At 69.4% G+C, this 23748-nt stretch carries 21 protein-coding genes; 9 read left to right on the top strand and 12 right to left on the bottom strand.

Annotation, left to right across the window (positions count from 1 at the left end; all coding sequences use genetic code 11):
- Positions 1-24 precede the first annotated feature (24 nt).
- Entirely contained in the window at positions 25-1860 is a 1836-nt protein-coding gene (locus AB0B96_RS04875; RefSeq protein WP_362896582.1) for a GAF domain-containing protein, read from the top strand.
- Positions 1861-1873: 13 nt separating this feature from the next.
- Here AB0B96_RS04875 and AB0B96_RS04870 read toward each other — a convergent pair whose 3' ends face one another.
- Positions 1874-2704 carry an undecaprenyl-diphosphate phosphatase gene (locus AB0B96_RS04870; protein WP_350942890.1) on the bottom strand — a complete coding sequence of 277 codons (831 nt, stop codon included), beginning with the start codon at positions 2702-2704 and terminating at the stop codon, positions 1874-1876.
- A 205-nt stretch (positions 2705-2909) separates the two neighbouring features.
- Here AB0B96_RS04870 and AB0B96_RS04865 point away from each other — a divergent pair, with 205 nt between their 5' ends.
- Positions 2910-3542 carry a disulfide bond formation protein DsbA gene (locus tag AB0B96_RS04865; RefSeq protein ID WP_362896580.1) on the top strand — a complete coding sequence of 211 codons (633 nt, stop codon included), beginning with the start codon at positions 2910-2912 and terminating at the stop codon, positions 3540-3542.
- Positions 3543-3797: 255 nt separating this feature from the next.
- Here the strand turns inward: AB0B96_RS04865 and AB0B96_RS04860 are convergent, their stop codons facing one another.
- Together AB0B96_RS04860 and AB0B96_RS04855 are read right to left on the bottom strand one after the other, a co-directional pair.
- A complete protein-coding gene (locus AB0B96_RS04860) occupies positions 3798-5303 on the bottom strand; it encodes a M28 family metallopeptidase (RefSeq protein ID WP_362896578.1) in 1506 nt (501 codons plus the stop codon).
- Positions 5304-5401: 98 nt separating this feature from the next.
- Positions 5402-6967, bottom strand: coding sequence for a M28 family metallopeptidase (locus AB0B96_RS04855; RefSeq protein ID WP_362896576.1), 1566 nt, complete (start codon positions 6965-6967; stop codon positions 5402-5404).
- Positions 6968-7181: 214 nt separating this feature from the next.
- Here AB0B96_RS04855 and AB0B96_RS04850 point away from each other — a divergent pair, with 214 nt between their 5' ends.
- Both AB0B96_RS04850 and lipB read left to right on the top strand, forming a co-directional pair.
- Positions 7182-7367, top strand: coding sequence for a PspC domain-containing protein (locus AB0B96_RS04850; protein WP_350942895.1), 186 nt, complete (start codon positions 7182-7184; stop codon positions 7365-7367).
- Between the two features lie 62 nt (positions 7368-7429).
- Positions 7430-8110, top strand: a complete 681-nt coding sequence (lipB, locus tag AB0B96_RS04845; RefSeq protein WP_350942897.1) for a lipoyl(octanoyl) transferase LipB — start codon at positions 7430-7432, stop codon at positions 8108-8110.
- 131 nt (positions 8111-8241) lie between these two features.
- Here the strand turns inward: lipB and AB0B96_RS04840 are convergent, their stop codons facing one another.
- Together AB0B96_RS04840 and AB0B96_RS04835 are read right to left on the bottom strand one after the other, a co-directional pair.
- Complete coding sequence (locus AB0B96_RS04840) at positions 8242-9801, bottom strand: amino acid permease (protein ID WP_362896574.1); 1560 nt, start codon at positions 9799-9801, stop codon at positions 8242-8244.
- Positions 9802-9819: 18 nt separating this feature from the next.
- Entirely contained in the window at positions 9820-10749 is a 930-nt protein-coding gene (locus tag AB0B96_RS04835; RefSeq protein ID WP_362896572.1) for a phosphotransferase, read from the bottom strand.
- Positions 10750-10824: 75 nt separating this feature from the next.
- On the opposite strand from AB0B96_RS04835, the gene AB0B96_RS04830 reads away from it, so the two are divergent.
- The 3 genes from AB0B96_RS04830 to AB0B96_RS04820 all read left to right on the top strand — a co-directional run bounded on the left by AB0B96_RS04830 (position 10825) and on the right by AB0B96_RS04820 (position 17139).
- The gene (locus AB0B96_RS04830) at positions 10825-13569 is read left to right on the top strand and encodes an FAD-dependent oxidoreductase (protein ID WP_362896570.1); all 2745 of its coding nucleotides are present in this window, start codon (positions 10825-10827) and stop codon (positions 13567-13569) included.
- Between the two features lie 149 nt (positions 13570-13718).
- Positions 13719-14690 (top strand): hypothetical protein, encoded by a 972-nt coding sequence (locus AB0B96_RS04825; RefSeq protein WP_362896568.1) that lies wholly within the window; start codon positions 13719-13721, stop codon positions 14688-14690.
- Between the two features lie 211 nt (positions 14691-14901).
- A complete protein-coding gene (locus AB0B96_RS04820) occupies positions 14902-17139 on the top strand; it encodes a heavy metal translocating P-type ATPase (protein ID WP_362896886.1) in 2238 nt (745 codons plus the stop codon).
- A gap of 57 nt (positions 17140-17196) precedes the next feature.
- On the opposite strand, the gene AB0B96_RS04815 is transcribed toward AB0B96_RS04820, so the two are convergent.
- The 4 genes from AB0B96_RS04815 to AB0B96_RS04800 form a co-directional block, all read right to left on the bottom strand.
- Positions 17197-17823, bottom strand: coding sequence for a hypothetical protein (locus AB0B96_RS04815; protein WP_362896566.1), 627 nt, complete (start codon positions 17821-17823; stop codon positions 17197-17199).
- Positions 17824-17874: 51 nt separating this feature from the next.
- The gene (locus tag AB0B96_RS04810) at positions 17875-18558 is read right to left on the bottom strand and encodes a hypothetical protein (RefSeq protein ID WP_350942902.1); all 684 of its coding nucleotides are present in this window, start codon (positions 18556-18558) and stop codon (positions 17875-17877) included.
- Positions 18559-18757: 199 nt separating this feature from the next.
- Complete coding sequence (locus tag AB0B96_RS04805; RefSeq protein WP_362896564.1) at positions 18758-19069, bottom strand: STAS domain-containing protein; 312 nt, start codon at positions 19067-19069, stop codon at positions 18758-18760.
- 1170 nt (positions 19070-20239) lie between these two features.
- Positions 20240-20647 carry an HGxxPAAW family protein gene (locus AB0B96_RS04800; RefSeq protein ID WP_362896562.1) on the bottom strand — a complete coding sequence of 136 codons (408 nt, stop codon included), beginning with the start codon at positions 20645-20647 and terminating at the stop codon, positions 20240-20242.
- A 129-nt stretch (positions 20648-20776) separates the two neighbouring features.
- Between AB0B96_RS04800 and AB0B96_RS04795 the strand changes: the two genes are divergently transcribed.
- On the top strand, positions 20777-21259 hold the full coding sequence (locus tag AB0B96_RS04795) for a MarR family transcriptional regulator (protein ID WP_350942907.1): 483 nt from the start codon (positions 20777-20779) through the stop codon (positions 21257-21259).
- 12 nt (positions 21260-21271) lie between these two features.
- Here the strand turns inward: AB0B96_RS04795 and AB0B96_RS04790 are convergent, their stop codons facing one another.
- Positions 21272-21823 (bottom strand): TetR/AcrR family transcriptional regulator, encoded by a 552-nt coding sequence (locus tag AB0B96_RS04790; RefSeq protein ID WP_362896560.1) that lies wholly within the window; start codon positions 21821-21823, stop codon positions 21272-21274.
- 222 nt (positions 21824-22045) lie between these two features.
- Positions 22046-22726, bottom strand: coding sequence for a DUF899 domain-containing protein (locus AB0B96_RS04785; RefSeq protein WP_362896558.1), 681 nt, complete (start codon positions 22724-22726; stop codon positions 22046-22048).
- Between the two features lie 96 nt (positions 22727-22822).
- Between AB0B96_RS04785 and AB0B96_RS04780 the strand changes: the two genes are divergently transcribed.
- Positions 22823-23323, top strand: a complete 501-nt coding sequence (locus tag AB0B96_RS04780) for a helix-turn-helix domain-containing protein (protein WP_362896556.1) — start codon at positions 22823-22825, stop codon at positions 23321-23323.
- Between the two features lie 32 nt (positions 23324-23355).
- On the opposite strand, the gene AB0B96_RS04775 is transcribed toward AB0B96_RS04780, so the two are convergent.
- A complete protein-coding gene (locus AB0B96_RS04775; protein ID WP_350942913.1) occupies positions 23356-23640 on the bottom strand; it encodes a YiaA/YiaB family inner membrane protein in 285 nt (94 codons plus the stop codon).
- Positions 23641-23748 lie beyond the last annotated feature (108 nt).

Here is a 23748-nt window from a genome sequence, read left to right as displayed (position 1 = left end):
AACATGAGGGGGGGCGCCGCGATCGTGGAACCGCATCATGACGAACTGCGGCGCTGGCTGGCCGGGATCGCCGACATCGGCGCCGCCGTCAGCCGCCAGGAGCCGCTCGGCGATCTCCTGAACCGGGTGGCCGAGACCGCGTGCTCACTCATGGGATACGACTTCTGCGGCGTCTTCCTGCCCAACCCCGAGGGCACCGCGCTCGTCATCCGCGGCTACCACGGGCTCTCCCCCGAGTACGTCGACCTGGTCAACGCCGAACGCCCGATCCTGCTCGGCGTCGGGCGGGAGGGTGAGGCACCCACCAGCCGGGCGTTCCGCACCGGCGACATCGTCGCCCTGGAGGACATCGGTCTCGAACCACGGTTCGGCCCGTGGGGCGGCGTCGCCCAGGAGCAGGGCTACCGGGCCCTGGTGTCCGTGCCACTGCGCAGCGCCGGCACGGTCGTCGGCACCCTGAACTGCTACCGTCAGCGGCCCCACCACTTCGACGACGCCGAACGCGAGCTCGTCGGCACCCTCGCGACCCAGGTCGCGATCGCGCTGGTCACCGCCCAGCTGCAGGTCAGGGAGCGGGCGACCATCGGCGAACTGCGCGAGCTCAACCGCTCCCTCTCCAGGCAGCACGCCCTGCTTCGCCGCGCGGAGGAGATCCACGTCGAGCTCACCGCGATCGCCCTGCGCGGCGAGGGGATCGGCGGTGTCGTCACCGCGCTCGCGGACCTGCTCGGCTCCGACGTTCTCGCCGACGACGCCCACGGGTCGGTGCTGGCACGTAGCGACGGCCGGTCGCTGGGGACCGACGCGCCGCCCTCGACGGCTCCCGATCTCACCGAGGGGTCGTTGGTGGAAACGATGCTTGAGGGCGAGACCTTCGTCGTATCGGCGGTCCTGCTCGACGGCGAGGTCGTGGGAAGGATCTGGGTCCGTCGGCCCCTCGCCTCCTTCACCGGGCTCGACATCCGCGCCACCGAGCACGCCTCGGTCGTCGCGGCCCTCGAACTGCTCAGGGAACGCACCGCCGCGGACGTCGAGGGGCGCCTGCGCGGCTCCCTCGTCGCCGACCTGCTCTCCGACGAGTCCCTCGACGTCGCCGCCGTGGTCGAACGGGCACGTCGCATGGGCCACGACCTCACCGGCACGCACACCCTCAGCGCGATCGCGGTACGCGAGACCGACGGCGCCGCCGGACTCCCCGCCGCCGAACGCGCGCTCGCGACCATCACCCGGCTCCTCGCGGGAATGAACCCGCCTCCGCTCGCCGCCGCGCACCGGGGCCTGGTCGTCGTGCTCTGGCCCGACCGGACCGTGTGGCGAGACGGTACGACGGACACACCGCGCGAGGCGACCGAGCGGCTGGCCGAGGTGCTCGGTAAAGCCCGCTCGGTGAGACAGGTGACCGCCGCCGTGGCGGCTCCGACACCGACCCTGCCGGGACTTCGGACGGCCTTCCGGACGGCGAGAGGGGCACTGGAGTTGGCCGCCGAGTCGCCGGAACCGGTCGTCCTCCATCTCGCCGAGCCGACCGTCGACAACCTGCTGCTTCAGGTCGGCGACACCGACGGGCTGCGCCGGTTCGCCCGGCGGGTGCTCGGACCGGTGCTCGACTACGATCGCGAGCGCTCGACCGACCTGGTGACCACCCTGCGTGTTCTCGTGGAGAACGACATGGACAGGAGGGCGGCGGCGAGGGAGTTGCACATTCACCCCAACACCGTGCTTCAGCGTATGCGCCGGATCGAGGACCTGACCGCTCTGAAACTCTCGCGTCCGCGCGACCTTCTTGAGATCACGACCTCGCTGGCGGTCGCCAGAATCGCCGGCCTGCGAGATCCGCGTCCTGGCGGGTCCGGGAAGTGACCTGGCCGGGTCTCTAGGCCGACGGGTCGAGGATTCCGAAGCTCACCAGGGCGATGATGATGATCCCGAGGGCGATCCGGTAGATCACGAAGCCGGTGAAGCGGTGGGTGCTGATGTACTTCAGGAACCACGAGACCGCCAGATAGCCCACGACGAACGAGATCACGGTGGCCAGGATCGTGGGCCCCCAGTCGGGGGCGCTGCCGTCGCCGATCTTGAACAGCTCCAGGAAGCCCGAGCCCAGCACGGCCGGGATGGCCAGCAGGAAGGAGTACTTCGCGGCCTCCTCCCTGCGGTAGTCCAGCAGCAGCCCGGCGCTGATCGTGCCGCCGGAGCGGGACACCCCGGGGATGAGAGCGAGCGACTGGGCGAAGCCGTAGATCATGGCGTGGGTGAAGCTGAGGTTCCGCTCCAGGGTGAGCTTGTTGCGGGCGGTGTGGTCGGCGAACCACAGGACCAGGCCGAAGACGATCAGCGTCGTGCCGATCAGCCGCAGGTCGCGGAAGGCACCCTCGATGGAGTCCTTGAAGAGCAGGCCGAGCACCACGATCGGGATGGTGCCCACGATGACGTACCAGCCCATCCGGGCGGAGTGGTGGCCGCGCAGGCCGGGGGTCCACAGGGAGCGCGTCCAGGTGGAGATGATCTCCCAGATCTCCTTGCGGAAGTAGATCAGCACCGCGGCCTCGGTGCCGAGCTGGATGACCGCGGTGAACGCGGCCCCCGGGTCCGGCCAGCCGAAGAACGCCGACGCGACCCTGATGTGGGCACTGGAGGAGATCGGCAGAAACTCCGTCAATCCCTGAATCAGCCCGAGGACCACCGCTTCGAACCAGCTGATCACTTGAAGCACCTTCCGTGCCTGCGCGTGGATAACCTACGCGAGGCTAGCGGAGCAGCGGGGCCGGTGTGACACGGGTCGTTCAGGGCACTGCCGAGTGGGGGCCAACGAAGATCAGATGGCGAGTCGAGTTGGCTCCTGAGCGCCGTTCGGCGAGGGTGGCACAGTACTCGGGCGTCGTCCGAGGACGACGATCGGAGGGCTGGGAATGACGATCAGGACGATCGCGGACTTCTGGTTCGACCCCTCCTGCCCGTACACCTGGATCACCTCCCGGTGGCTGGTGGAGGTGGAGAGGGTGCGGCCGGTCGAGGTGCGCTGGCACGTGATGAGCCTGGCGGTGCTCAACGAGGGCCGCGACGAGGATCCCGAGGGCGACACGGAGGGATACCTCTGGGTTCCCGTGCGCGTCTGCGAGGCCGTACGACAGGAGTACGGGCAGGAGGCGCTCGGGAGGCTGTACACCGCGATGTGGACCGTCGGCCGCGCTCGTGGGCAGGACTGGGCCGGTGCCCTGCACGACTCCCTCGCCGCCGCGGGCCTGCCGCCGGAACCGGCCGAGGCCGGGATGTCGACGGCCTACGACGAGGCGGTGCGCGCCTCGCACGCGGAGGGCATCGGCCTGATCGGCGAGCACGTCGGCACCCCGGTGGTCGCCGCCACCGGTCCCGCCACCGGTGGCGGGCGCGTCGTGTTCTTCGGCCCCGTGATCTCCCGGATTCCCGTCGGCGAGCAGGCGGGCCGCCTGTGGGACGGGACGCTGCTCGTGGCGGGAACCCCGGGCTTCCACGAGCTCAAGGGCACCGCGCACGAGAAACCCCGGCTCGACGATTCGGACTGACGGGGGTTCGCCCCGGAACGCGGGTTTTCCGCCCGCGGACGCCGGGTCGTTCGAGGGCGGTTCGTTCGAGGTTCGTCGGAAGGCGATTCGTTCGAGGGCGGTTCGTTCGAAAGGGGCCGCGAGAGGTCGTCCACGAGACCCGGGAGGGGTGCGACCCGCGTGGCGGGCCGTCCGGAGGTGATCCGGACGGCCCGTGGAGGGGGAAGGCGCGGGCCGCACCCGGTCTCGTCTACTGCCGCCGGGTCACCGCCCCGCTCACTGGCGGGTCACCTTGACGTCGTCCACCCCGGCCTCCACCAGGGAGGCGCCCGAGGCGTCGGCGGCCTCGACCAGGATCCGGACGCTCTGCCCCGCGAAGGCGGAGATGTCGACGTCCGCCGTACCCCAGGCGCCGTTGCGGTTGGAGGCCGCGCCGAGCTGCTGGAACACCTGGGTGGTGGTGGAGCCGACGACCTTCACGCGCAGGTAGTCGGCGCTTGAGGAGTTGGAGCCGTGCGCGAGATACCAGGAGAAGGCGAGCTTGAGCGTCCCGGTCGACGGCAGGGCGACGGCCGGGGAGCGGACGCTGGTGATGCCTCCGTCGACGTCGTAGTCGCCGGCCGCGGAACCCGCGAGCCTGCCGGTGACCAGGTCGTTGGTACCGCTCACGGTGGTGCCGAGCTGCTTGGCGCCACTGGAGTTGGTGGCCTGCGGGACGCCGCGCTCCCACTGGCCCGAGGTGGCGGTGTCGGTCCCCGACGGGTTGGTCGTCCAGCCGGTCGCCGTCTCGAAGGTGTCCTGCCAGACGACCGTCGGAGGTACGGCGGTCGCGGTCGTCCACACCGCGTAGGCGATGGCGTCGGCGTTGCGGTTCAGCGCGGTGTCACTGATGTTGGACGTCGTGTCGCACGCCCGGTGGTAGCAGGGGTCGAACGCCTGCCCCGCCGTACCGCCCCAGAGGGTGGCCTGGGCGCTGGACTTGACGCCCTCGGCGCCGGTGAAGGTGCCGCCCGCGGGGATGCCGACGGCGATGAAGGGCCCGTAGTCGGAGCGGCCGTCGAAGTCGGTGCCCCGGGTGGCGACGCCGATCGAGGTGAAGTACGCCTGGAGCGTCGCCTCCAGCTGCGCGGAACCCGCCGGGCCGGGGCCCGAGCCGACGCCGTCGGAGTTGTCGCCGTCGTAGATGAAGTAACCGGCGTTGGGCGAGCCGACCATGTCGAAGTTGTAGTAGCCCTTGATCTTGGCGCGCTCGGTGGCCGAGAGGTTGTTCACGTAGTACTGGGAGCCGCGCAGGCCCAGCTCTTCCGCGCCCCACCAGGCGAAGCGGAGGTGCTTGGTGGGTGCCAGCGACTGGCGGGAGACCTCGAGGGCGGTCTCCAGGATGGCGGCGCTGCCGGAGCCGTTGTCGTTGATGCCCGGTCCCGCGGTCACGCTGTCGAGGTGGGCGCCGACCATGAGGATGTCGTTCGGGTCGCCACCGGGCCAGTCGGCGATGACGTTGTAGCCGGTCGCGCCGTTGTAGGTGAACGACTGCAGGGAGGTGGTGAATCCCGCGCCGTCCAGCAGGCCCTTGACGTAGTTCGCCGAGGCGAGGTAGCCGGGGCGGCCGTGGGCGCGGTTGCCGCCGTTGGCGGTGGCGATGGACTGGAGCTGTGTGAGGTGTGCCTTCACGGCGGTCAGCGAGATGTCCGGTGGGACGGCGGCCGACGCCGATGGTGCGGTGAACGCCAACGGGATGGCCAGGATCGCCGCCATGCCCATGGTCCACAGACTGCGCATCATGCTCCTCGGGTTTGAGGGGTGTGGGGGGTCCCCGAGCGGCGCGCACCCGTGGCGGGTGCGCGCCGTACAGCGTGGTGGTGCGCTTGCGGAGCGAATCCCTAGCGGGCGGCCTCACCGTGGTGGTGGTCCGCCGCGGCCGACGCCGCGGACCTGGAGAGTGCCTTGGTCGCGGCGTTGCGGTCGGGAATGCCCTTCAGGTCGTAGGCGAAGTACGCGGTGGCGTAGCCGACGGCCTTGGAGTTGCGGTCGAGCGCGGCGGCGCTGATGTTGTTGATGCCGTCGCAGGCGGCGTGGTAGCAGGGGTCGTAGGCGACGCCCGCGGTTCCGCCGAACCTGGCGGCCTGCTCGGGGGTCTTGATGCCTTCGGCGCCGGTGAAGATACCGCCGGCCGGGATGCCGTTGGCGATGAACGCGCCGTAGTCGGAGCGGCCGTCGAAGTCGGTGCCCTCGAACGGCAGCTTGCGCTTGTTGTAGAACGACTCAAGGCGCTTCTCGACCTGGGCGGAACCGGCAGGACCCGCCGGGGCGCCCTCGGCGTCGGAGTCGTCACCGTCGTACAGGAAGGTGACGTCGTTGGGCGAGGCGATCATGTCGAAGTTCAGGTAGAGCCTGATCTTGTCCTTCTCCGCCTGGGACAGGCCCGCGACGTACTGGTCGGAGCCGAGCAGGCCGAGCTCTTCCGCGCCCCACCAGGCGAAGCGCACCTTGTACTTGGTCGGCACGTAGGCCAGCTTCAGCGCGGTCTCCAGGATGGCGGCGCTGCCGGAGCCGTTGTCGTTGATGCCCGCGCCCTCGGGCACGCTGTCGAGGTGGGCGCCGACCGCGACGATCTCGCCGGACTTGCCCCAGCGGGAGTCGGCGATCAGGTTCTTGGTACGGCCGACCTCGGTCTCGGCGTCGACCTTGAGACGGACGGTGGTGTTCGGGGCGGCGGCCAGCTCAAGGCCGACGGCCGTGCTCGTCATCACGATGGGGAAGCCGAAGCGCCACTCGCGGATGTCGAAGACGAGCGGGTCGGTCCTGCCGGGCTGGCCTTCGTTGAAGAAGATCACACCGGCCGCGCCGGCCGCCTTGGCGTTGGTGGCCTTGTCGATGAACGGGCAGGTGCCGCGCTGGAGCAGCGCGATCCGGCCGGGGACGAACCCGGCGAAGTCCGAGGCCTCACAACCCGCCGTCGAGGTGTTCGCGACCGGGGGCGGCGGGAGGACCGCGTCGACGACCTGCACCTGCGCGGTGACGTCGCCTCGGCTGGAGGAGATGACGGTGACGAAGTCGGCGGGGTTGGCGTAGGTCTTCGCCACGGGAGCGGTCTGCTGCAGGACGGAGGGGCTCGCCTCCTCCCAGCCCAGCGGGAACTCGACGTCGGTCGTGGAGGTCTTGTATCCGGCCTTGCGCAGCTTGTCCTGCACGTAGGCGAGGGAGGCGTCGTAACCGGGAGAGCCGGCGGCGCGGTTGCCGCCGTTGGCGGTCGCGATCTGCTGGAACTTGTCAAGGTGCTTCTTGACGTTGCCGCCCTTGATCTGCGTCGCGAACACGTTCGCGAGGACGTCGGTGACGTCCGTGGACGTGGTCGCGCTCGCCGGTGCGGTGAGGGCGAGAGGGAGGGCGAGGGCCGTGACCAGGGCGGCGGTCTGGACCAGGCTGCGTCGTAACCTCAGGCGCATAGCGCTCCTCGGGGTGGAACGGAGGGGAATCCCCTATTAGGTACATGGCGGAACGTACCGTGATCAACCGGTTTCGCCTAGATGTGCCGACGTTCGGGTGCGAAAAAAGTTATCAAGCCGACCCTGACAGGGTTTTCTCAGGGGTGTCTCGGGAACGGATGGGTTCCGGTCGTTCGTTTGAAAGGACGAAGAACATCGATTCGAGAGAGGCAACGTGTACCGTTCGAGAAATCACAAGATAATCGCCGGAGTCTGCGGCGGGATCGCGGACAGTCTCAACATGCCGCCCACCCTTGTCCGGGTGTTCTGGCTGTTGCTCTCGCTCATTCCAGGGCCCCTGTGGGTCGCCTACGTGCTGATGTGGATCTTCGTCCCCAAGGCGCCCGCGGCCCGCTACTAGGACGAGGGCCGGTGTTCCGGCCCCCGGGTCGCGACGCGTCCCGGTGAAATTAAGCTGGGGGCATGAGGCGACGCCCACTGTCCCTGGTCCAGGACGACCTGGTCGACTACGAGAAGGCGATGGAGCGGATGACCGACATGGTCGGTCAGCGGCAGCGCGACGAGCGCTCCGACACGCTCTGGTTGCTCAGCCACCCGCAGGTGTACACCGTGGGCAGGCGAACCCCTGAGCAGCACCTGCCCGACCCCGCTCACGGCATCCCGGTCGTGAGCACGGGTCGTGGCGGGCAGCTCACCTACCACGGCCCCGGCCAGCTGGTCGGATACCTGATCGTCAAGCTCGGCGAGGGCGAGGGGATCGTCGACTACGTCCGCGAGGTCGAGCTGAGGCTCGTCGGCGCGCTCGGCGCGCTGGGTGTCCCGGCCGAGCGCCGCGACACCCCGCCGGGCTCGGAACTGCTCACCGGCGTGTGGACGGCCGAGACGGGACGCAAGATCGTCTCGATCGGCATGCGGCAGAGCCGCGGTGTCACCAGTCACGGGTTCGCCCTCAACGTCGACGGCGACCTGACCCCGTGGAACTGGGCCGTGGCCTGCGGCATGCCGGATGTGGACATGACGTCCGTGGGACGGGAGGCCCCGGCCGCCGGGGGGACGACGTTCACGATGTTCGGTGGGGCCCCCGCCGCCACGGCGATGGATCGGGTCCGTGCGGCGGTGGCGGAGGCCTTCGAGGCGAGCTGACCGGCCCTCTCCAGGGCCGGTCGGCTCGTTTCCCGGTCCTCTCCGGGAACGTCGGCGGCGCGGCCTCGCGGCGCGGGGCTCGTTTCCCGGTCTTCTCAGGGAACGGTCGGCGGGGAGGTCCCGCGGGGCGGTCAGCCGGTCGGTTCCCCGCCGGCCGTGCCGGCCGGGTCGAACGCCTCGTTCATGTCGATCGTGCGGCGCGGGCCGGTGAACCAGTGCCTCGCCGACAGCACCCACCACAGGTCCACGGCCAGCACCATCACGCCGACCACGATCGGCGCGTAGTTGACCGCGGTCCAGGTGAAGTCGTCGCTGAACGGCACGGCGGCCGGGACGAGCGGCATGATGAAGTAGATCGAGACGATGACGATCTCGACGATCGCGATCCAGCACATGACCTTGTACTTCGACCCCAGCGTCCAGGGGCCGGGCTCGAACCGGTCACCCATCCGCAGCCGCAGCCAGATCGGGATCGCGAAGGCGATGTAGAGGCCGATGACCGCCACCGACACGACCGCGTAGAAGGCGAGCGGCAGACCGCCGGGGGCCTCGTACAACGCGGGCAGGGTGAGGACGAGCGCGGCCGCGCAGCCGAAGACGATCGCGTTGACGGGGGTCCGGTTGGCGTCCACCTTCGACCACAGGCGCCAGCCGGGGATGGCGCCGTCGCGGGAGAAGGCGTAGGTCATCCGGGACATCGAGGTCACGCAGCTCATCCCGCAGAAGAACTGGCCGATGGTGGAGATCGTGAAGATCGCGGTGGCCAGGTTGCCGGGGAGCGCGCTGTCGAAGATGGCGCCGACGAAGCCGCCCGCCTCGTTCACCGCGTCCACGTCGGTCGCCGCGAACAGGAAGGCGAGCAGCAGGATCCAGCCGCCGATCGCCGAGTAGAAGATCGACTGCCACAGCCCTCGGGCGGCGGCGGTGGAGGCGCCCTGGGTCTCCTCCGACACGTGGGCGCACGCGTCGAACCCGGTGATCGTGTACTGGGTGAGCAGGAAGCCGAGCGGCAGCACGTAGAACCAGTACGACGAGTCGGAGAAGCCGGAGTTGTTGATCGTCTCGGTGAAGACGAACGACATCGACTGGTGCGAGTCGGGGCCGAAGATCAGGATCAGTACGACGACCGCCGCGCCGAAGACGTGCCACCACACCGAGACGTTCTGCAGCGTCGAGATCAGCCGGTGACTGAAGATGTTGATCAGGCCGTGCAGGGTGAGGATGACCGCGAACAGGATGAACGCGTTGGTCAGGCTGGGGTCCCAGGCGGGGAAGAACCGGTTGAGGGTGATGTTCAGGAAGGTCGCGCAGCCGTAGTCGACCGAGGCCGTCACGGCGATCAGGCCGACGAGGTTGAACCACCCGGTGAACCAGCCGTGGATCGGCCTGCCCATCTTGGCGGCCCACCAGTAGATGCCACCGGCGGTCGGATAGGCCGAGACCAGTTCCGACATGCACAGCCCGATGATCAGGATGAAGATCGAGATCAGCGGCCACCCCCACGAGATGGCGATGGGTCCACCGTTGTTCCACGCCTGGCCGAACGTGGTGAAGCAGCCGGCCAGGATGGAGATGATCGAGAAGGAGATGGCGAAGTTGGAGAAGCCGCTCCAGGTCCTGGAGAGCTCCTGCTTGTAACCGAGTTCGGCGAGACGCTTCGCGTCCTCGTCGACCGACGTTGGCTTGGTCACTCAAGCCTCCTTGGGGGGTTATGCGGGGGGTGGAAATCCGGAGCTCGCGCCCCGGACGTCGTCGACGAGCCGTCCGAACCCCGGGTCGTCCAGGTCCCGCACGGCTTGCGAGAACTTGTCGGCGGCCTCGGCCTCGTAGTCGAAGTCGGCGTCGGCGGCCTGCTCCTTGAGCAGCCCGTGGTGTACGGAGAACCAGAGCGTCCAGGTCAGGTTGGACATGATCAGGTTGAGCCGGACCCTGGAGGTGAGCCGCCGGTCGTCGGTGCCGAAGTAGGCGCGGGCGAGCCGGGCGGTCAGGTCCGGGTCGTAGTCCGCCTCGGCGGCGATGTCGCCCAGTTCGAAGGCCGGGTCGTTGTTCCCCGAGAGCTGGTAGTCGACGATCCGCACCTCACCGCCGCAGCGGATGAAGTTCTCCGGCAGCAGGTCGTTGTGACACGGCACCGTGGGCAGCGGATCGGCGGCGAGCGCCCTTTCGATCTCCGCCGCCGCGGGAAGGCGGTCCCGGTAGCCGTCGGGTGTGCTCAGTTCGTGGGTACGGCACAGGGCGAGAAACTCGTCGAGCTTGCGGAAGATGGAGAAGTCGTTGACGAACCGAGGTCCGGCGTGCAGCCGGCGACAGGCCGCGGCGATGGGGCCGGGAATCGTCCGTACGGCGTGGGCGTCCAGGGTGACACCGTCGAGATACTCCAGCACCAGCGCGTCCGGCAGCCGGTGCAGCACCCTGGGTCCGACCCCGGCGTCCGCCGCGTGGACCGTGTTGGCGATCTCCTGGTCGAGAGGTATGCCCAGGCCGGCCTCCGACACCCGGGGATCCAGCACGCGCAGCAACCAGCGCTGCCCGTCGGCCGTGGTGAGCCGCGAGATCCGGTGGCTGAGGCCACCCTTGATCGGGGTCTCGGTTATGGGCTGACCAGCCCATTTTCGGACGTCCGCTCGAGGATCTGGCATGCCGCCCTCCTTTGGCCTACCTTCATACCATTGATCCGATTCTGTGGACTAGTTGTTACAGAGGGGTTCCCTGCCGTGAAACTTCCCGGATCCGCGCGAGCCGTCGTGATCGGCGGTGGAGTGGCCGGTTGCAGCGTGGCCTACCACCTCGCGAGGCTCGGCTGGAGCGAGGTGATCCTCGTCGAGCGGCACGAGCTCACCGAGGGCACCACCTGGCACTCGGCCGGTTTCGTGGGCCAGCTCCGCTCGACCGTCACGCAGACCAAGATGATCATGTACTCGGCCGGTCTCTACCCCGAACTGGCCGAGCTCACCGGGCTGGACCCGGGATGGCACGGGGTCGGCGGCCTCCGCCTGGCGACCACGCCCGAGCGGGTGGAGGAGTCGCTGCGGCTCGCCGGGGCCGGAGAGACCTACGGGCTCGGCCTGGAGATGATCTCCGGTGCCGAGGCGAAGGAGATGCTCCCGCTGCTGCGCGCCGACGACGTGCGGGCCGCGCTCTGGCTGCCGGGGGACGGCTGGCTGGACCCGGCGCTGCTGGCCAGGGCACTGGCGGCGGGGGCGCGGAAGCTGGGCGTGCGGATATACACCGGCACCCGGGTGACGGGAATCGACGTGAAGAACGGCACGGTCGCCGGGGTGCGGCTCGCGTCGGGGGCCGGGGGCTCCGGCGACGCCGAGGAGTGGTCGGTCCAGGCGGAGACCGTGGTCGTCGCGGCGGGCGCGGCGAGCGGGCGGGTCGGGCGGATGGCCGGGGTGGACATTCCGGTTGTGCCGATAAAACATCAATATGTAGTCACCGAACCATTCGGGGTTCCTTCGTCCATGCCTACGGTGCGGGATCCGGACAACATTGTCTATTTCCGGGAGGAGAATGCCGGAATTTTGGTAGGCGGATATATCAGGAACCCCGAGATATGGGACACGGCTGCTCCACTGGAGGAGCCTCGGACTCTCTTTCCCCCTGATATGCCGAAATTTCAAGAATCGTGGGAATCGGCGGTGCGGAGGGTTCCCGACCTGGCCAATGCCGAGATCACAAAGGTCGTTCACGGCCCCGAGGCGTTCACCCCCGACGGGGAGTTCCTGCTCGGTGAGACCCCGGTCCGCGGGTTGTGGGCGGCGGCCGGATTCTGTGTGCACGGCCTGGCGGCCGCCGGCGGCGTGGGCAAGGTGATGGCCGAATGGATCGTGGATGGTTCGCCGGAGTACGACATGTTTGGTATGGATCTGAGGCGTTTCGGATCCCATGCCCGTTCCGCATCGTGGACCCGCGCCAAGGCCCTGGACTCGTACTCGAAGTACTACGACATCGTCTACCCCGGCGAGGAGCGTACCGCCGCCCGCCCGCTCCGCCGCTCTCCCGCCTGGGTGCGGCATGTGGAGCTGGGGGCGGCGTTCGGCGAGAAGTCCGGCTGGGAACGGGTCAACTGGTACGAACCCGGCGGGCGCCCGGTCGGGGCGGGTGAGACTCCTCCGGTGGACGCCCCGCTCACCCGGGATCCGGAACCGGGCGTCCGCGAGGTCTCCCCGGACGTTCGCGAGGCCCATGAGGTCGCTCCGGCCGGCCACGGTGTCTCCCCGGACGTTCGCGAGGTGTCCCCGGACGTCCGTGACGTCCCCCCGGACGGCCGTAGCCCTCGCCCGCACGGCTGGGCGGGCCGGATCTGGTCGCCCGCCGTACGCGAGGAGTGCCTGGCCACCCGCGACGCCGCGGGCCTGTTCGACCAGACCTCGTTCTCCAAGCTGGAGGTCTCGGGGCCCGGAGCCCTGGAGGGGTTGCAGCGGGCCTGCGCCGGGCAGCTCGACAGGCCCGTGGGCTCGATCGTCTACACCCAGCTCCTCAACGGGCGCGGCGGCATCGAGGCCGACCTGACCGTCACCCGCCTGGCGGACGACCGTTTCCGTCTGGTCACCGGCACCGCCTTCGGCGTTCACGACGCCGCCTGGCTCCGGGGCCGGGGTCTCGACGTCCGAGACGTCACCTCGGCCCACGCCTGCTACTGCCTGTGGGGGCCGCGGGCGCTCGACATCCTCGGTTCCGTGTCCGGCGACGACCTCACCTTCGGCTACATGAAGGCGAGGGAGATCAGCGTGGGGAACGTCCCGGTGCTGGCCCAGCGGGTGACGTTCGTGGGCGAGTTCGGCTGGGAGCTGTACTGCCCGTCGGAGTACGGGCTGACGCTGTGGGACACGCTCATGGAGGCCGGAGCGCCGTACGGCATGCGGCCTGCCGGGTACCGCGCGATCGACTCGATGCGCCTGGAGAAGGGCTACCGCGTCTGGGGCATGGACATCACCCCGGAGACCACCCCCTACGAGGCCGGTCTGGGGTTCGCGGTCGCCCGCGACAAGGACTTCGTCGGCCGCGCGGCCCTGGAATCCGCGCGCCGCCTCACCGGCGACCGTCCAGCAGACGACCGCTCGTCCGGCGATCGTCTCGCTGCGGACAGCCCGGCCGATGCCCGTCCCGCCGACGACCACTCGACGGTCGACCATTCGACCGTTGACCGAGCGGTCGGCGCTCGTCCCGTGCGGCGTCTGTTCTGCCTGGTCCTGGACGACCCCCGCCAGGTCTGCCTCGGCGGGGAACCGGTCCGCGTCGGTGGGCTGCCCGCCTCGCGGGTGACGAGTGGCGGGTACGGCCACCGCGTCGACCGCTCGATCGCCTACGCCTACCTGCCCGAGGGCACCGCCCCCGGCGACCGGGTCGAGGTCGGCGTCACCGGGACCTGGGTGGGCGCCGCCGTCACCGCTGAACCTCTCTACGACCCGTCCTCGGAGCGTGTCCGGCGTCTGCCGTTCTCAGAATTCCGGTAAGTCTCTTCATCCTCCTGCGCATCGGTCATCCTGTGACCTGGAGGCCGGCGTCAGACATACCCCCCAGGGGTTGCTGAAAAGGGTGGTGGTGTGGCACTGTAGGCGAGCGAAAGGATACCCCCCATGGGTATTCGAGAGGGGTGATCGCGATGAACGGCGCGCTCAAGGTGGGTGCGTACGCGCTGGTGCTGACCGTGGTGTTCGGCGGCGCCCTGGGGGCGGGCCGGATGGCCGGTCCGATCGGAGACGCGGAGGCCCAGAGCTCTCAGGGCGCCGGCGCGGAGCAGGGCGAGGGTGGGGGCGCGGATCATGGAGCCCACCAGGACACGACGGCCGCGAAGGCGCCGACCGTTCCCGCGGGGCTCCAGGTCTCCCAGGACGGATACATGCTCATGCCGGAGACCGACGAGGTCAAGGTGGACAAGCGGACCGACTTCCGCTTCACGGTGATCGGTCCCGACGGCTCTCCCGTCACCGGGTTCACCACGCAGCACGACAAGAAGCTGCACCTCATCGTGGTGCGCCGCGACCTGACGGGCTTCCAGCACCTGCATCCCACCCTGCTGGGAGGCGGGGTGTGGTCGGTCCCGCTCAAGCTTCCCGCCGCGGGGGAGTACCGCGCGTTCGCCGACTTCGCCCCCGAGGGGGCGGAGCCGCTGACGCTCGGCATGGATCTGTCGGTGGCGGGCGACTACCGGCCCGAGCCGCTCGCGGTCCCGGCCGAGACCGCCACCGTGGGTGACTACACCGTCACCCTGAAGGGCGATCTCATCCCCGGCCGGACGAGCATGCTCACGCTCTCGGTCGCCAAGGACGGCGAGCCGGTCACCGACCTGGAGCCCTACCTGGCCGCGTACGGGCACCTGGTCGCGCTGCGCGACGGCGACCTGGCCTATCTGCACGTGCACCCCGACGGCGAGCCCGGTGACGGGCGCACCACGCCCGGCCCGAACATCACCTTCTACGCCGAGGTGCCGAGCGCGGGGACCTACGGCCTCTACCTGGACTTCAAGCACGGCGGGACCGTGCGCACCGCCGCGTTCACCGCCGCCACCAGCCCGGACCCCGAGGGTGGCGGAGCCTCCTCGGGTGACGGCCACGGGCACAGCCACCAACCGTGAAATACCCCATAGGGGTTACGTGTTCTCATAACGAGGAGAGACATATGTCTGGGCACACCCATCACGTGCCGGGACGGTGGACGGGCCCGCTCCCGGAGGGCGCGCTCCCGGACGGTGAGGTTTCCGCCCCGGCGGGCCGTCCGGTGACGACCCCGGACCACGCACGACGACCGGGACACGAGGCAAGGGACGAGGAGAGGTCGTGATGTCCATGACCACCGGCGAAGCATCCGCCCGCGGCGAGATCGAGCTCGCCATCGGCGGCATGACCTGCGCCTCCTGCGCGGCCCGCATCGAGCGCAAGCTCAACAAGCTGGACGGCGTGACCGCGACCGTCAACTACGCCACCGAGAAGGCGAAGGTCACCTACCCCGCGGCCATCACCCCCGACGACCTCGTCGCGGAGGTGGAGAAGGCCGGATACACCGCCGAGCCGCCCGCGCCGCCGGCGTCGGGGGAGTCCGGGGAGACGGAAGGGGCGGCCGGTGAGGAGGGGGAGCGTGACGTGCTCACCCCGCTCAGGCAGCGCCTGATCACCTCCGTCGTGCTCTCGGTGCCGGTCATCGCGATGGCGATGATCCCGGTGCTTCAGTTCGACAACTGGCAGTGGCTCTCCCTCGCCCTGGCCGGTCCCGTCGTGGTCTACGGAGGGTGGCCCTTCCACCGGGCGGCCTGGACCAACCTGCGGCACGGCGCCGCGACCATGGACACGCTGGTCTCGATGGGGACGATCGCCGCCTTCTCCTGGTCCCTCTGGGCCCTGTTCTTCGGCACGGCGGGCATGCCGGGCATGCGACACGGCTTCGAGTTCACCCTGTCCAGGGGCGACGGCTCGGGAAACATCTACTTCGAGGCCGCCGCCGGGGTGACCACCTTCATCCTCGCGGGCCGCTACTTCGAGGCGCGTTCCAAGCGCCAAGCCGGTGCCGCGCTTCGCGCGCTGATGTCGATGGGCGCCAAGGAGGTCACGCTCGCCTCGGGGGAACTCGTCCCCGTCGGTGCGCTCAAGGCGGGCGACCTCTTCGTCGTACGGCCGGGGGAGAAGGTCGCGACGGACGGCGTGGTCGAGGAGGGCTCCTCGGCCGTGGACACGTCCATGCTGACCGGCGAGTCGGTCCCCGTCGAGGTACGGCCGGGTGACGCGGTGGTCGGCGCCACCGTGAACGCCGGGGGGCGGCTCGTGGTCAGGGCCACCAGGGTCGGCTCGGACACCCAGCTCGCCCAGATGGCCAGGCTGGTGGAGGACGCGCAGAACGGCAAGGCCGCCGTGCAGCGGCTGGCCGACCGGATCTCCGCGGTGTTCGTGCCGATCGTGATCGCGCTGTCCGTGGCCACCCTGGGCTTCTGGCTCGGGACCGGTTCGGGCGCCGCCGCGGCCTTCACCGCCGCCGTGGCGGTGCTGATCATCGCCTGCCCCTGCGCTCTGGGCCTCGCCACACCGACCGCGCTGATGGTCGGCACCGGCCGGGGCGCCCAGCTGGGAATCCTGATCAAGGGTCCGGAGGCGCTGGAGTCGACCCACGGCATCGACACCGTGGTCCTGGACAAGACCGGCACCGTGACGTCGGGCACGATGACCCTCAAGGACGTCTTCCCCGCCGCCGGTGAGGAGCGCGAGGAGGTGCTCCGGCTGGCCGGAGCCCTGGAGGGCGCCTCCGAGCACCCCGTGGCCCGCGCCGTCGCCCGCGCGGCGGACTCCACCGCCGAGGTCGAGGACTTCGCGAACATCGAGGGCCTCGGCGTCCAGGGCGTCGTCGACGGGCACGCCGTCCTCGTCGGGCGTCCCCAGCTGCTCGCCGACTGGTCGCAGCACCTGCCGCCGGAGCTGGAGGAGAAACTTGAGGGGGCGCGGGCGCGCGGGGAGACGGCCGTCGCGGTCGGCTGGGACGGGAAGGCCCGCGCGGTGCTCACCGTCGCCGACGCGATCAAGCCCAGCTCGGCCGAGGCGGTCGCCGCGTTGCGCGCGCTCGGCCTGCGTCCGATCCTGCTCACCGGAGACAACGAGACGGTGGCCCGTACGGTCGCCGAGGCAGTCGGCGTCGAGGACGTGATCGCCGACGTGCTGCCCGCCGACAAGGTGGAGGTCGTCAAGCGGCTCCAGTCCGAGGGCCGCACCGTGGCCATGATCGGTGACGGGGTGAACGACGCCGCCGCGCTCGCCCAGGCCGATCTCGGCATGGCGATGGGCACCGGTACCGATGTCGCGATCGAGGCATCCGACCTCACCCTGGTCAGGGGCGACCTGCGGGTGGCCGCCGACGCGATCAGACTGTCCCGCCGCACGCTGCGCACGATCAGGGGCAACCTGTTCTGGGCCTTCGCCTACAACGTCGCCGCCATCCCGCTGGCCGCGTTCGGTCTGCTCACCCCGATGATCGCCGGGGGTGCGATGGCGCTCTCCTCGGTGTTCGTGGTGAGCAACAGCCTGCGACTGCGCCGCTTCAGGTGAGATGAAGAGAATCACGAGCGTGTCCCGGCAGGCGGCCGGGACACGCTCGTGGGGCGATCAGGGAACGGGGCAGATCCGATGATCGGGGCCCGGTGCTCTCTCGCCGGGCCCGTCACCCTCCGAGAGCCGGAGGATCTCCCCGACCGTCGCCTCGTCCGCGGCGTAGATGTGCGGCACGTCGACGAAGACCCGCATCGATCCGCAGCCCACGGTGAGGCCGTCCGCGACCTCGCGCTGGATGCCGCGCAGCGGTACGTAGTTCAGATAGGACGTGTAGACGTTCTGCGACCGGAAGGCGGCGGTCATGACCAGCCGCCCGGCACGGAGCCTGAAGGCGAGGCTGGTCAGGCAGGGCACCGCGTCGGGAGACTCGCCGGGGGCGGTGAGCGAGATCCAGCCGCTCTTGGTGTACGGCTTGGCGCGCAGCACGTCGGTGATCCAGCCGAGCTGGTCGACGCCGAGAAACTGGCGGAGGCGCCCTCCGTAACTGTATTTGAACGGCGGGACGATCGAGCGTTCGCTGAACTTGCTGGAGTACAGCGGGATCTTTCCGGCCTCGCCGTAGCTTTTCAGGACGGGATCGTCCCAGGCCAGGCTAGTGACCTCGAAGAGCACCGCCGGAGCCTCGATGATCGGGCCGCGGTCGTCCAGGGCGGGCCCGCCGTTGTGTGTCACGTGTCGCATCAGCCAGATCCACGTCTCCCCACAAGACGCGAATCTGAGGAGGTCGGGCATTCAGGTCTCCACGTTGGGGAAATGGAAGGGATTGTGTGGGAGCCGGCGTTGCCGGGAAACATTGGCGCGGACGTAGTAGACGAAATAGTGGACCAGCGCGAGCAGTCCGATGACCACCAGGAGCAGGGCGACGGCCGGTGCGGCCCCGATCATCCCGAGCACGCCGACCGCGATGTAGGAACTGTTGACCAGGGCGAGCATCATCACGTTGATCCCCGGCCAGGCGAGCGGCGCGTACGTCTCCGGATAGCGGGGATCCACCGGCAGGTTGGGAGTCCAGCCGAGGGCGGCGAACTGGTCCTTGAGGTGGACCGTGTAGAGCAGGCGGAAGTTGTTGAGCGCCCGCGCGGTCCTCATGTGCGCGTTGACCGCCTCGATCAGCCGGAGGAAGGGCAGCACGCTGAGCAGCCCGAACGCGGCGGTCATCGCGAACAGATACCAGGGCACGCTGTGCCAGGTGGTGAGCATCGCCGGGCTGACCACCTTCGCGCCGGCCAGGGCGACCGCGGCGGCGAACGGGGCGGCGAGCAGGCTCATGGACAGCCGGGTCATCTTGATCCGCTCGTCCTTGGCCGCCAGGTAGACCTGGTAGGTCCCGGTGAAGTCCACGGACACGAGGGCGAGGAATTCCCCGGGTTTGACGGGGAGCCCGTCCATGGTCTCGGGCAGTGCTTCCGCGGTCATCCGCGGTGACATCCTCCGCATCGGGACCCCACTTTCGAGGGATAGTGGATTTTCCCGTATGAAGATGTTGACTTATTTGTCAGGCGAATGAGCGCTTTTTAACGATATACGTCTCAGACTTCTGACGTCCGTGGAGGCCCCTCCCGGGGCGTGCCTTTTGTGGGTGTGGCTGCGGGGTGGCCCGGAGCCACCCCCAACGTCAGGATCCTTCCGCCGCCCCGAGTTCCTCTCCCGCGAGGGCCGTCTCCACGGAGGTGGCCAGCGTGAAGTGGGCGAGGAGCCCGGTGACGGCCATCATGTGACGCAGTGTCCGGCTCGCTCCGGCCAGCACCAGGCGGGTCCGCGTCTCCTGGCTCTTGCGCATGACCCACAGCAGCTCCGCGAGCCCAGTGGAGTCACAGAAGGTGAGCCCTTCCAGATCGAGGATGAGCCAGGGCTCGACCTCGGCTCCCGCCGCCGGGGACGTCTCAGGGGAGGGGGAGGCCGGTGGCGGGGAGAAAGGCGAGGTCATCGTGGGGGCCGATGACGGCCCGTCCGCCGGTGGCGTGTCCGGGGGGAGGGGAGAGGGCTCCTCGGGGAAGATCGGTGGCGGGCTTCCCGGGGCGGGGGGAGGCGGGCTCCCGGGGAAGAACGGTGAGGGAGGTTCGGGCGACAGCGGTGGAGGCGGGCCCGAGGGGTGCGGATCCTTCGGGGTGAGCGGGCCTTCCGAGAGGAGTGATGTCTCCGGGAGGAGAGGGGACTCCAAAAAGAGCGGTTTCTCCGGGAAGAAGGGGGTTTCCGGGAGGAGCGGTGTCTCGGGGAGGAAAGGCGAGCCCGAGAGGAGTGACGCCTCGGGGGGAAGCGGTGTCTCGGGGAGAAGCGGTGCCGGAGGCGCTGGAAGTTCGGAGGGTGCGTCCATCGGTGCCGAGGGTGCCGGCAACCCGGACGGTGCGTCGAGTGACGGGGGCGCCGCGAGTTCGGAGGGCGTGCCGAGTGACGGGGGCGCCGCGAGTTCGGAGGGCGTGCCGAGTGACGGGGGCGCCGCGAGTTCGGAAGGTGTGCCGGGTGCCGAGGGGGCCGGCAACCCCGGTGGTGTGTCGAGTAATGAGGGGGCCGCGAGGTCGGACGACGCGTCGGGGGTCTGGGACGCTGGAAGCTCCGATGGTGTGCCGGGTGCCGCAGGCGGTGTAAGCCTGGATGACAGGTTGCCGGTTCCCAGGCTCCAGGCCTGGGTGAGTTCCCTCCGCAAGATCGGCGCGTAGTCGTAGTCAAGCTCGCCGATCAGACGGACCACGATGGCGTTTCCGCGTACGTCGGCCGAGATCGAGAGCGTGTTCACACCTTCGGGTGACATGGAAAGACTCCTTAGACCCGCAGTTCACAGGGCGGGCGTTCCCTCCGTCTTACCAGGTATGCGACCGAGGCGGTCCCGGTCGGAGAATTACACTATAGTTGCACGCTTTCGTCCTATCTGGCGGATGTGGGATGAGCACCCGGCGTCCTGGCCCGTCGGACCCTCGCTCGGACGGGCGCCTTTCCTCGCGGACTTGACCGGCCCGGATGTGGGGGAGCCGGGGAGGCTGGAAACCGGGTGAGCGGACCGGGGCAGGCTGGAAGAGGCCCTGAAGAGGCTTGAAAAACCGGCAGGCCGGCCCCTCGTTCGAGGGACCGGTCTGTCGGCTCGGACAGGGGGACGGCCCGATCAGAGGCCGAGGGGTGTGCCCGATGCGGTCTGGGCCATCGTCGCGGGCTGAGCCGTCCTGGCGGAGGCGTGAGGTTCCGTACGGGATCGTGCCGCTTCTCCGGGAACCTCCTCCACCTCGGGTGTCCTCGGTGCCGGGCGGCGGCGCATGCCGCGCTCCGACATCGGTCGCGGCCCGATCTCCTTGCCGAAGCCCAGCTGGTGGAGGAGCCATCCCAGCGCACCGCCCAGGATCACAACCCCCGCGCCGATCCAGAAGAAGAGGACGCCGCCGGCCGTCATCGCCACCCCGGAGATCGCGAATCCGATGATGCAGACGATCGAGCCGGTCCAGCCCGCCACGGTGTGTCCCATGTCGTGCTCTTCGTGGATCGCGGCCAATTCCGCGAGGTCTTTCCTGATCCCCACGTCTCCTCCATCGAAAAGCACCGTCCCCGGGGGTCGCGGCGGATCGCGGGGGCGGCGGGCGCTAGGTTGGGTCGGCTCGTATAATTTAACTCACGAGCTAAGCTTCTTAGATAGTAAGGGGATTTTGTGGTGGAAGGCAAATCCGAAGCCGTCGTCTCGCCGCCGGAGGTCCTCGCCCGGATGGACCAATTGATCGCGTTGAGCCTCGTGGGGCAGCACACGATCGCCGAGCGCCTCGGGGTCAACGTCACAGATCTGACGTGTCTCGGCTTCATCCTCGGTGCGGGAGAGGAGGCGCTCACCGCAGGACGCCTCGCCGAGCTGGCCGGCCTCACCACCGGGGCCGTCACCGGGGTGGTCAACCGTCTGGAGAGCGCGGGCTACGCCCGGCGCGTCGCCGACCCCCGTGACCGCCGCCGCGTCCGGATCGTCCCGGAAGAGAGCTCGGCCGCCCGTGTCGCGACGGCGTACGAGCCCACCTATCGGCGGCTCACCGAGCTTTTCGAGAGCTATGGCCCGGACGAACTGGCCGCCATCTCCGACTGGTTCACGCGTGCCGCCGACGCCATGAGGATCTCTCTGGCCGAGATTCGCGAATCCCCGGCGTCCTGAGGGGAGCGGGTCTCATCCGGCTGCCGACGGGGCGGCCCCGAGTGCCGCCAGCGCGGCGGCCACCGCCGGAGGGCCGAGTGTCGCGGCCGGCACGTCGGCGAACTCCACGGTGCAGTCCGAGAGTCCGCCGATGGCCACGACCGCGCGGGCGCGAGCGGCCAGGTCGGGGTCCGGGCCGAGCAGCAGGGCGATGAGCCGCCGACGCCAGTGGCCCATGCGAGACCCCAGATCGAGGTGGGCCAGGGTGGACAGATCGCGTACCACCATCACGGTCACCTCCCGGTGTCTGAAGGTGATGTCGAAGTAGCCCTGGAGAAGGTCGCGAGGGCTCTGCGGGGCGTTCGCCTCGATGTCGGCCAGGAAGTCGTCCACATCGTCGACCAGCGGCTGGACGATGCTGCGGAGCAGGTCCTCCCGCGAGGTGAAGTGGTAGTAGAGCGCGGGTTTGGTGATCCCGAGCCGGTGGGCGATGTCCCGCAGGCTCGTCTGTTGCACGCCCTTCTCGGCGAACAGTTCTCGTGCGACCGCCTGGATGCGCGCCTTGGTGTCGGACGGCCTCGCCACCTGTTGTTCTCTCCTGTCCTCGCGCCGGGTCTCCCGTACGCGCGGGCGTCCTTGGGCTCGGGCCAAGGGTATCGGCACGGGGAGAGCGACCGGTTCGACGACAGGTGGAGACTTGTGCGGGCCTCCGACGGGTCACCTTCCGCCGGGCCCGCTCCCGGCGATCAAGAACTACTCGCGCGGGCGACGGGCAGGGCGCGAGCGGGTGCGTCGATCGGGTGATGCTCAGACCTCGTACTCGTCGTGCAGGCGCCACCACGTGTAGGGCGAGGTCTGCGGCCGGCCTTCCGGGGAGTCCTCCCAGGTCTCCTGCCGGCCGAACGGTGTCAGGTCGAGGAAGGTCCAGCCGCTGCCGAGCCGCTCGACTCCCCGCCCCGTGGTGAGGTAGGTGCGGTAGACGGTGTCGCCGTCGCGCAGGAAGACGTTCAGCGCGAACCCGTCACCGGCTCCCATGTCGTCGTTGAAGTCGTTGCCCAGCGAGGAGAACCACGGGATCGTCCAGCCCATGCGCTCCTTGAACGGTGTGATCTCGGCCATCGGGCCACGGGAGACCAACGCCACCGTGGTGTCGCGGGCGTGGAGGTGGCTCAGGTGCCCGATGTTGTCGGTGAACATCGAACACCCCGAACAGAAGGTGTCGGCCCCCAGCCACATGAAGCTGTAGACGATGAGCTGGCGCCGTCCCTCGAACAGGTCGAGCAGGCTCGCCTGTCCGTCCGGACCCTCGAACACGTACCCCCCGCCGGCCCCGCCCTCGCCGTTCTCGCCCCCGATCCGGACCATCGGCATCCTGCGCCTTTCGGCGGCGAGCGCGTCCTGCGCGCGGGTGAGCTCCTTCTCCTTCGCCAGCAGCGCTTCCCGCGCGGCCTGCCAATCCTGGGCCGAGACGACCTGAGGACGGTCCATGATGCTCCCCCTCCATTGGGTTCCCTCAAGGAACTAACGAGGGAACGTTAGCAGGAGACCGTTTCTTCAGGGAACCCTCTCGCCTAGACTGCCCCCATGCAGCGAACCCGATTCGGTGATATGGCCTGCTCGATCGCCCGCACGCTGGACGTCATCGGTGAGCCGTGGTCACCGCTGATCCTGCGGAACGTCTACGTGGGCATCAACCGCTTCGACCAGATCCAGCAGAGCCTGGACATCTCCCGCAAGGTGCTCGCCGAGCGGCTCAGGTGGCTGGTCGAGAACGGTGTGCTGGAGCGGCGGGAGTATTCGAGCCGACCGCCTCGCCACGAGTACGCGCTCACGACCAAGGGCATGGAGCTGTGCGACCTGCTCCTGGTGATGGTGCGCTGGGGCGACCGGTGGACGGCGGGCGAGGCCGGCCCGCCGGTTCTCTACCGCCACCACGCCTGCGGTGAGATCGGCCACGTCGAACTGCGCTGCGCGGTGTGCGACCGGCCGATGAACGCCGCGGATGTCGACGTGCTCCCCGGTCCGGGAGCGGAGCCTCCGGCCACCTCCCCCGACCGGGTGCGCGCGGAACGGTACGGGCACTGAAACGTGCGAGGGCACCGCGAACGGCGTCGCCGTCAGTCGTTCTTGAAGGGGTCGTGCTCGGCCAGCAGCTTGTCCAGCCTGGCCTGGTCGACGCGGCTGACGACGGCGGCCTCCTCGTTCCGGTCCCGGACGCACTTGGCGAGCGTGAAGGTCGAGGTCACCACATAGAGCAGCCCGAGTCCCATGAAGGACCGGACCCAGGTGTTCACCGGCAGGTAGGCGATGCCGATCCCCAGGGCCGCCACCGACAGTCCGAAGGAGATGACGGCCTGCGCGTAGAAAGCGGACGTCGTCGTGTTTTTCACCGGTCGTGTCATGCACATCATCTTCGGGACGATCGGTTCCCGGGGCGTGAGCGCCGCTACTTAGTTACTGGTGAGTACGACAGCTGGAACTCTCGACAGGAGGACTCCGGTTCACGGTGC

The sequence above is a fragment of the Streptosporangium sp. NPDC049046 genome, assembly GCF_040649155.1.
Lineage (GTDB): Bacteria > Actinomycetota > Actinomycetes > Streptosporangiales > Streptosporangiaceae > Streptosporangium.
Note: the sequence above shows the minus strand (reverse complement) of the source record. Positions and strands in the feature narration are given on the sequence as shown.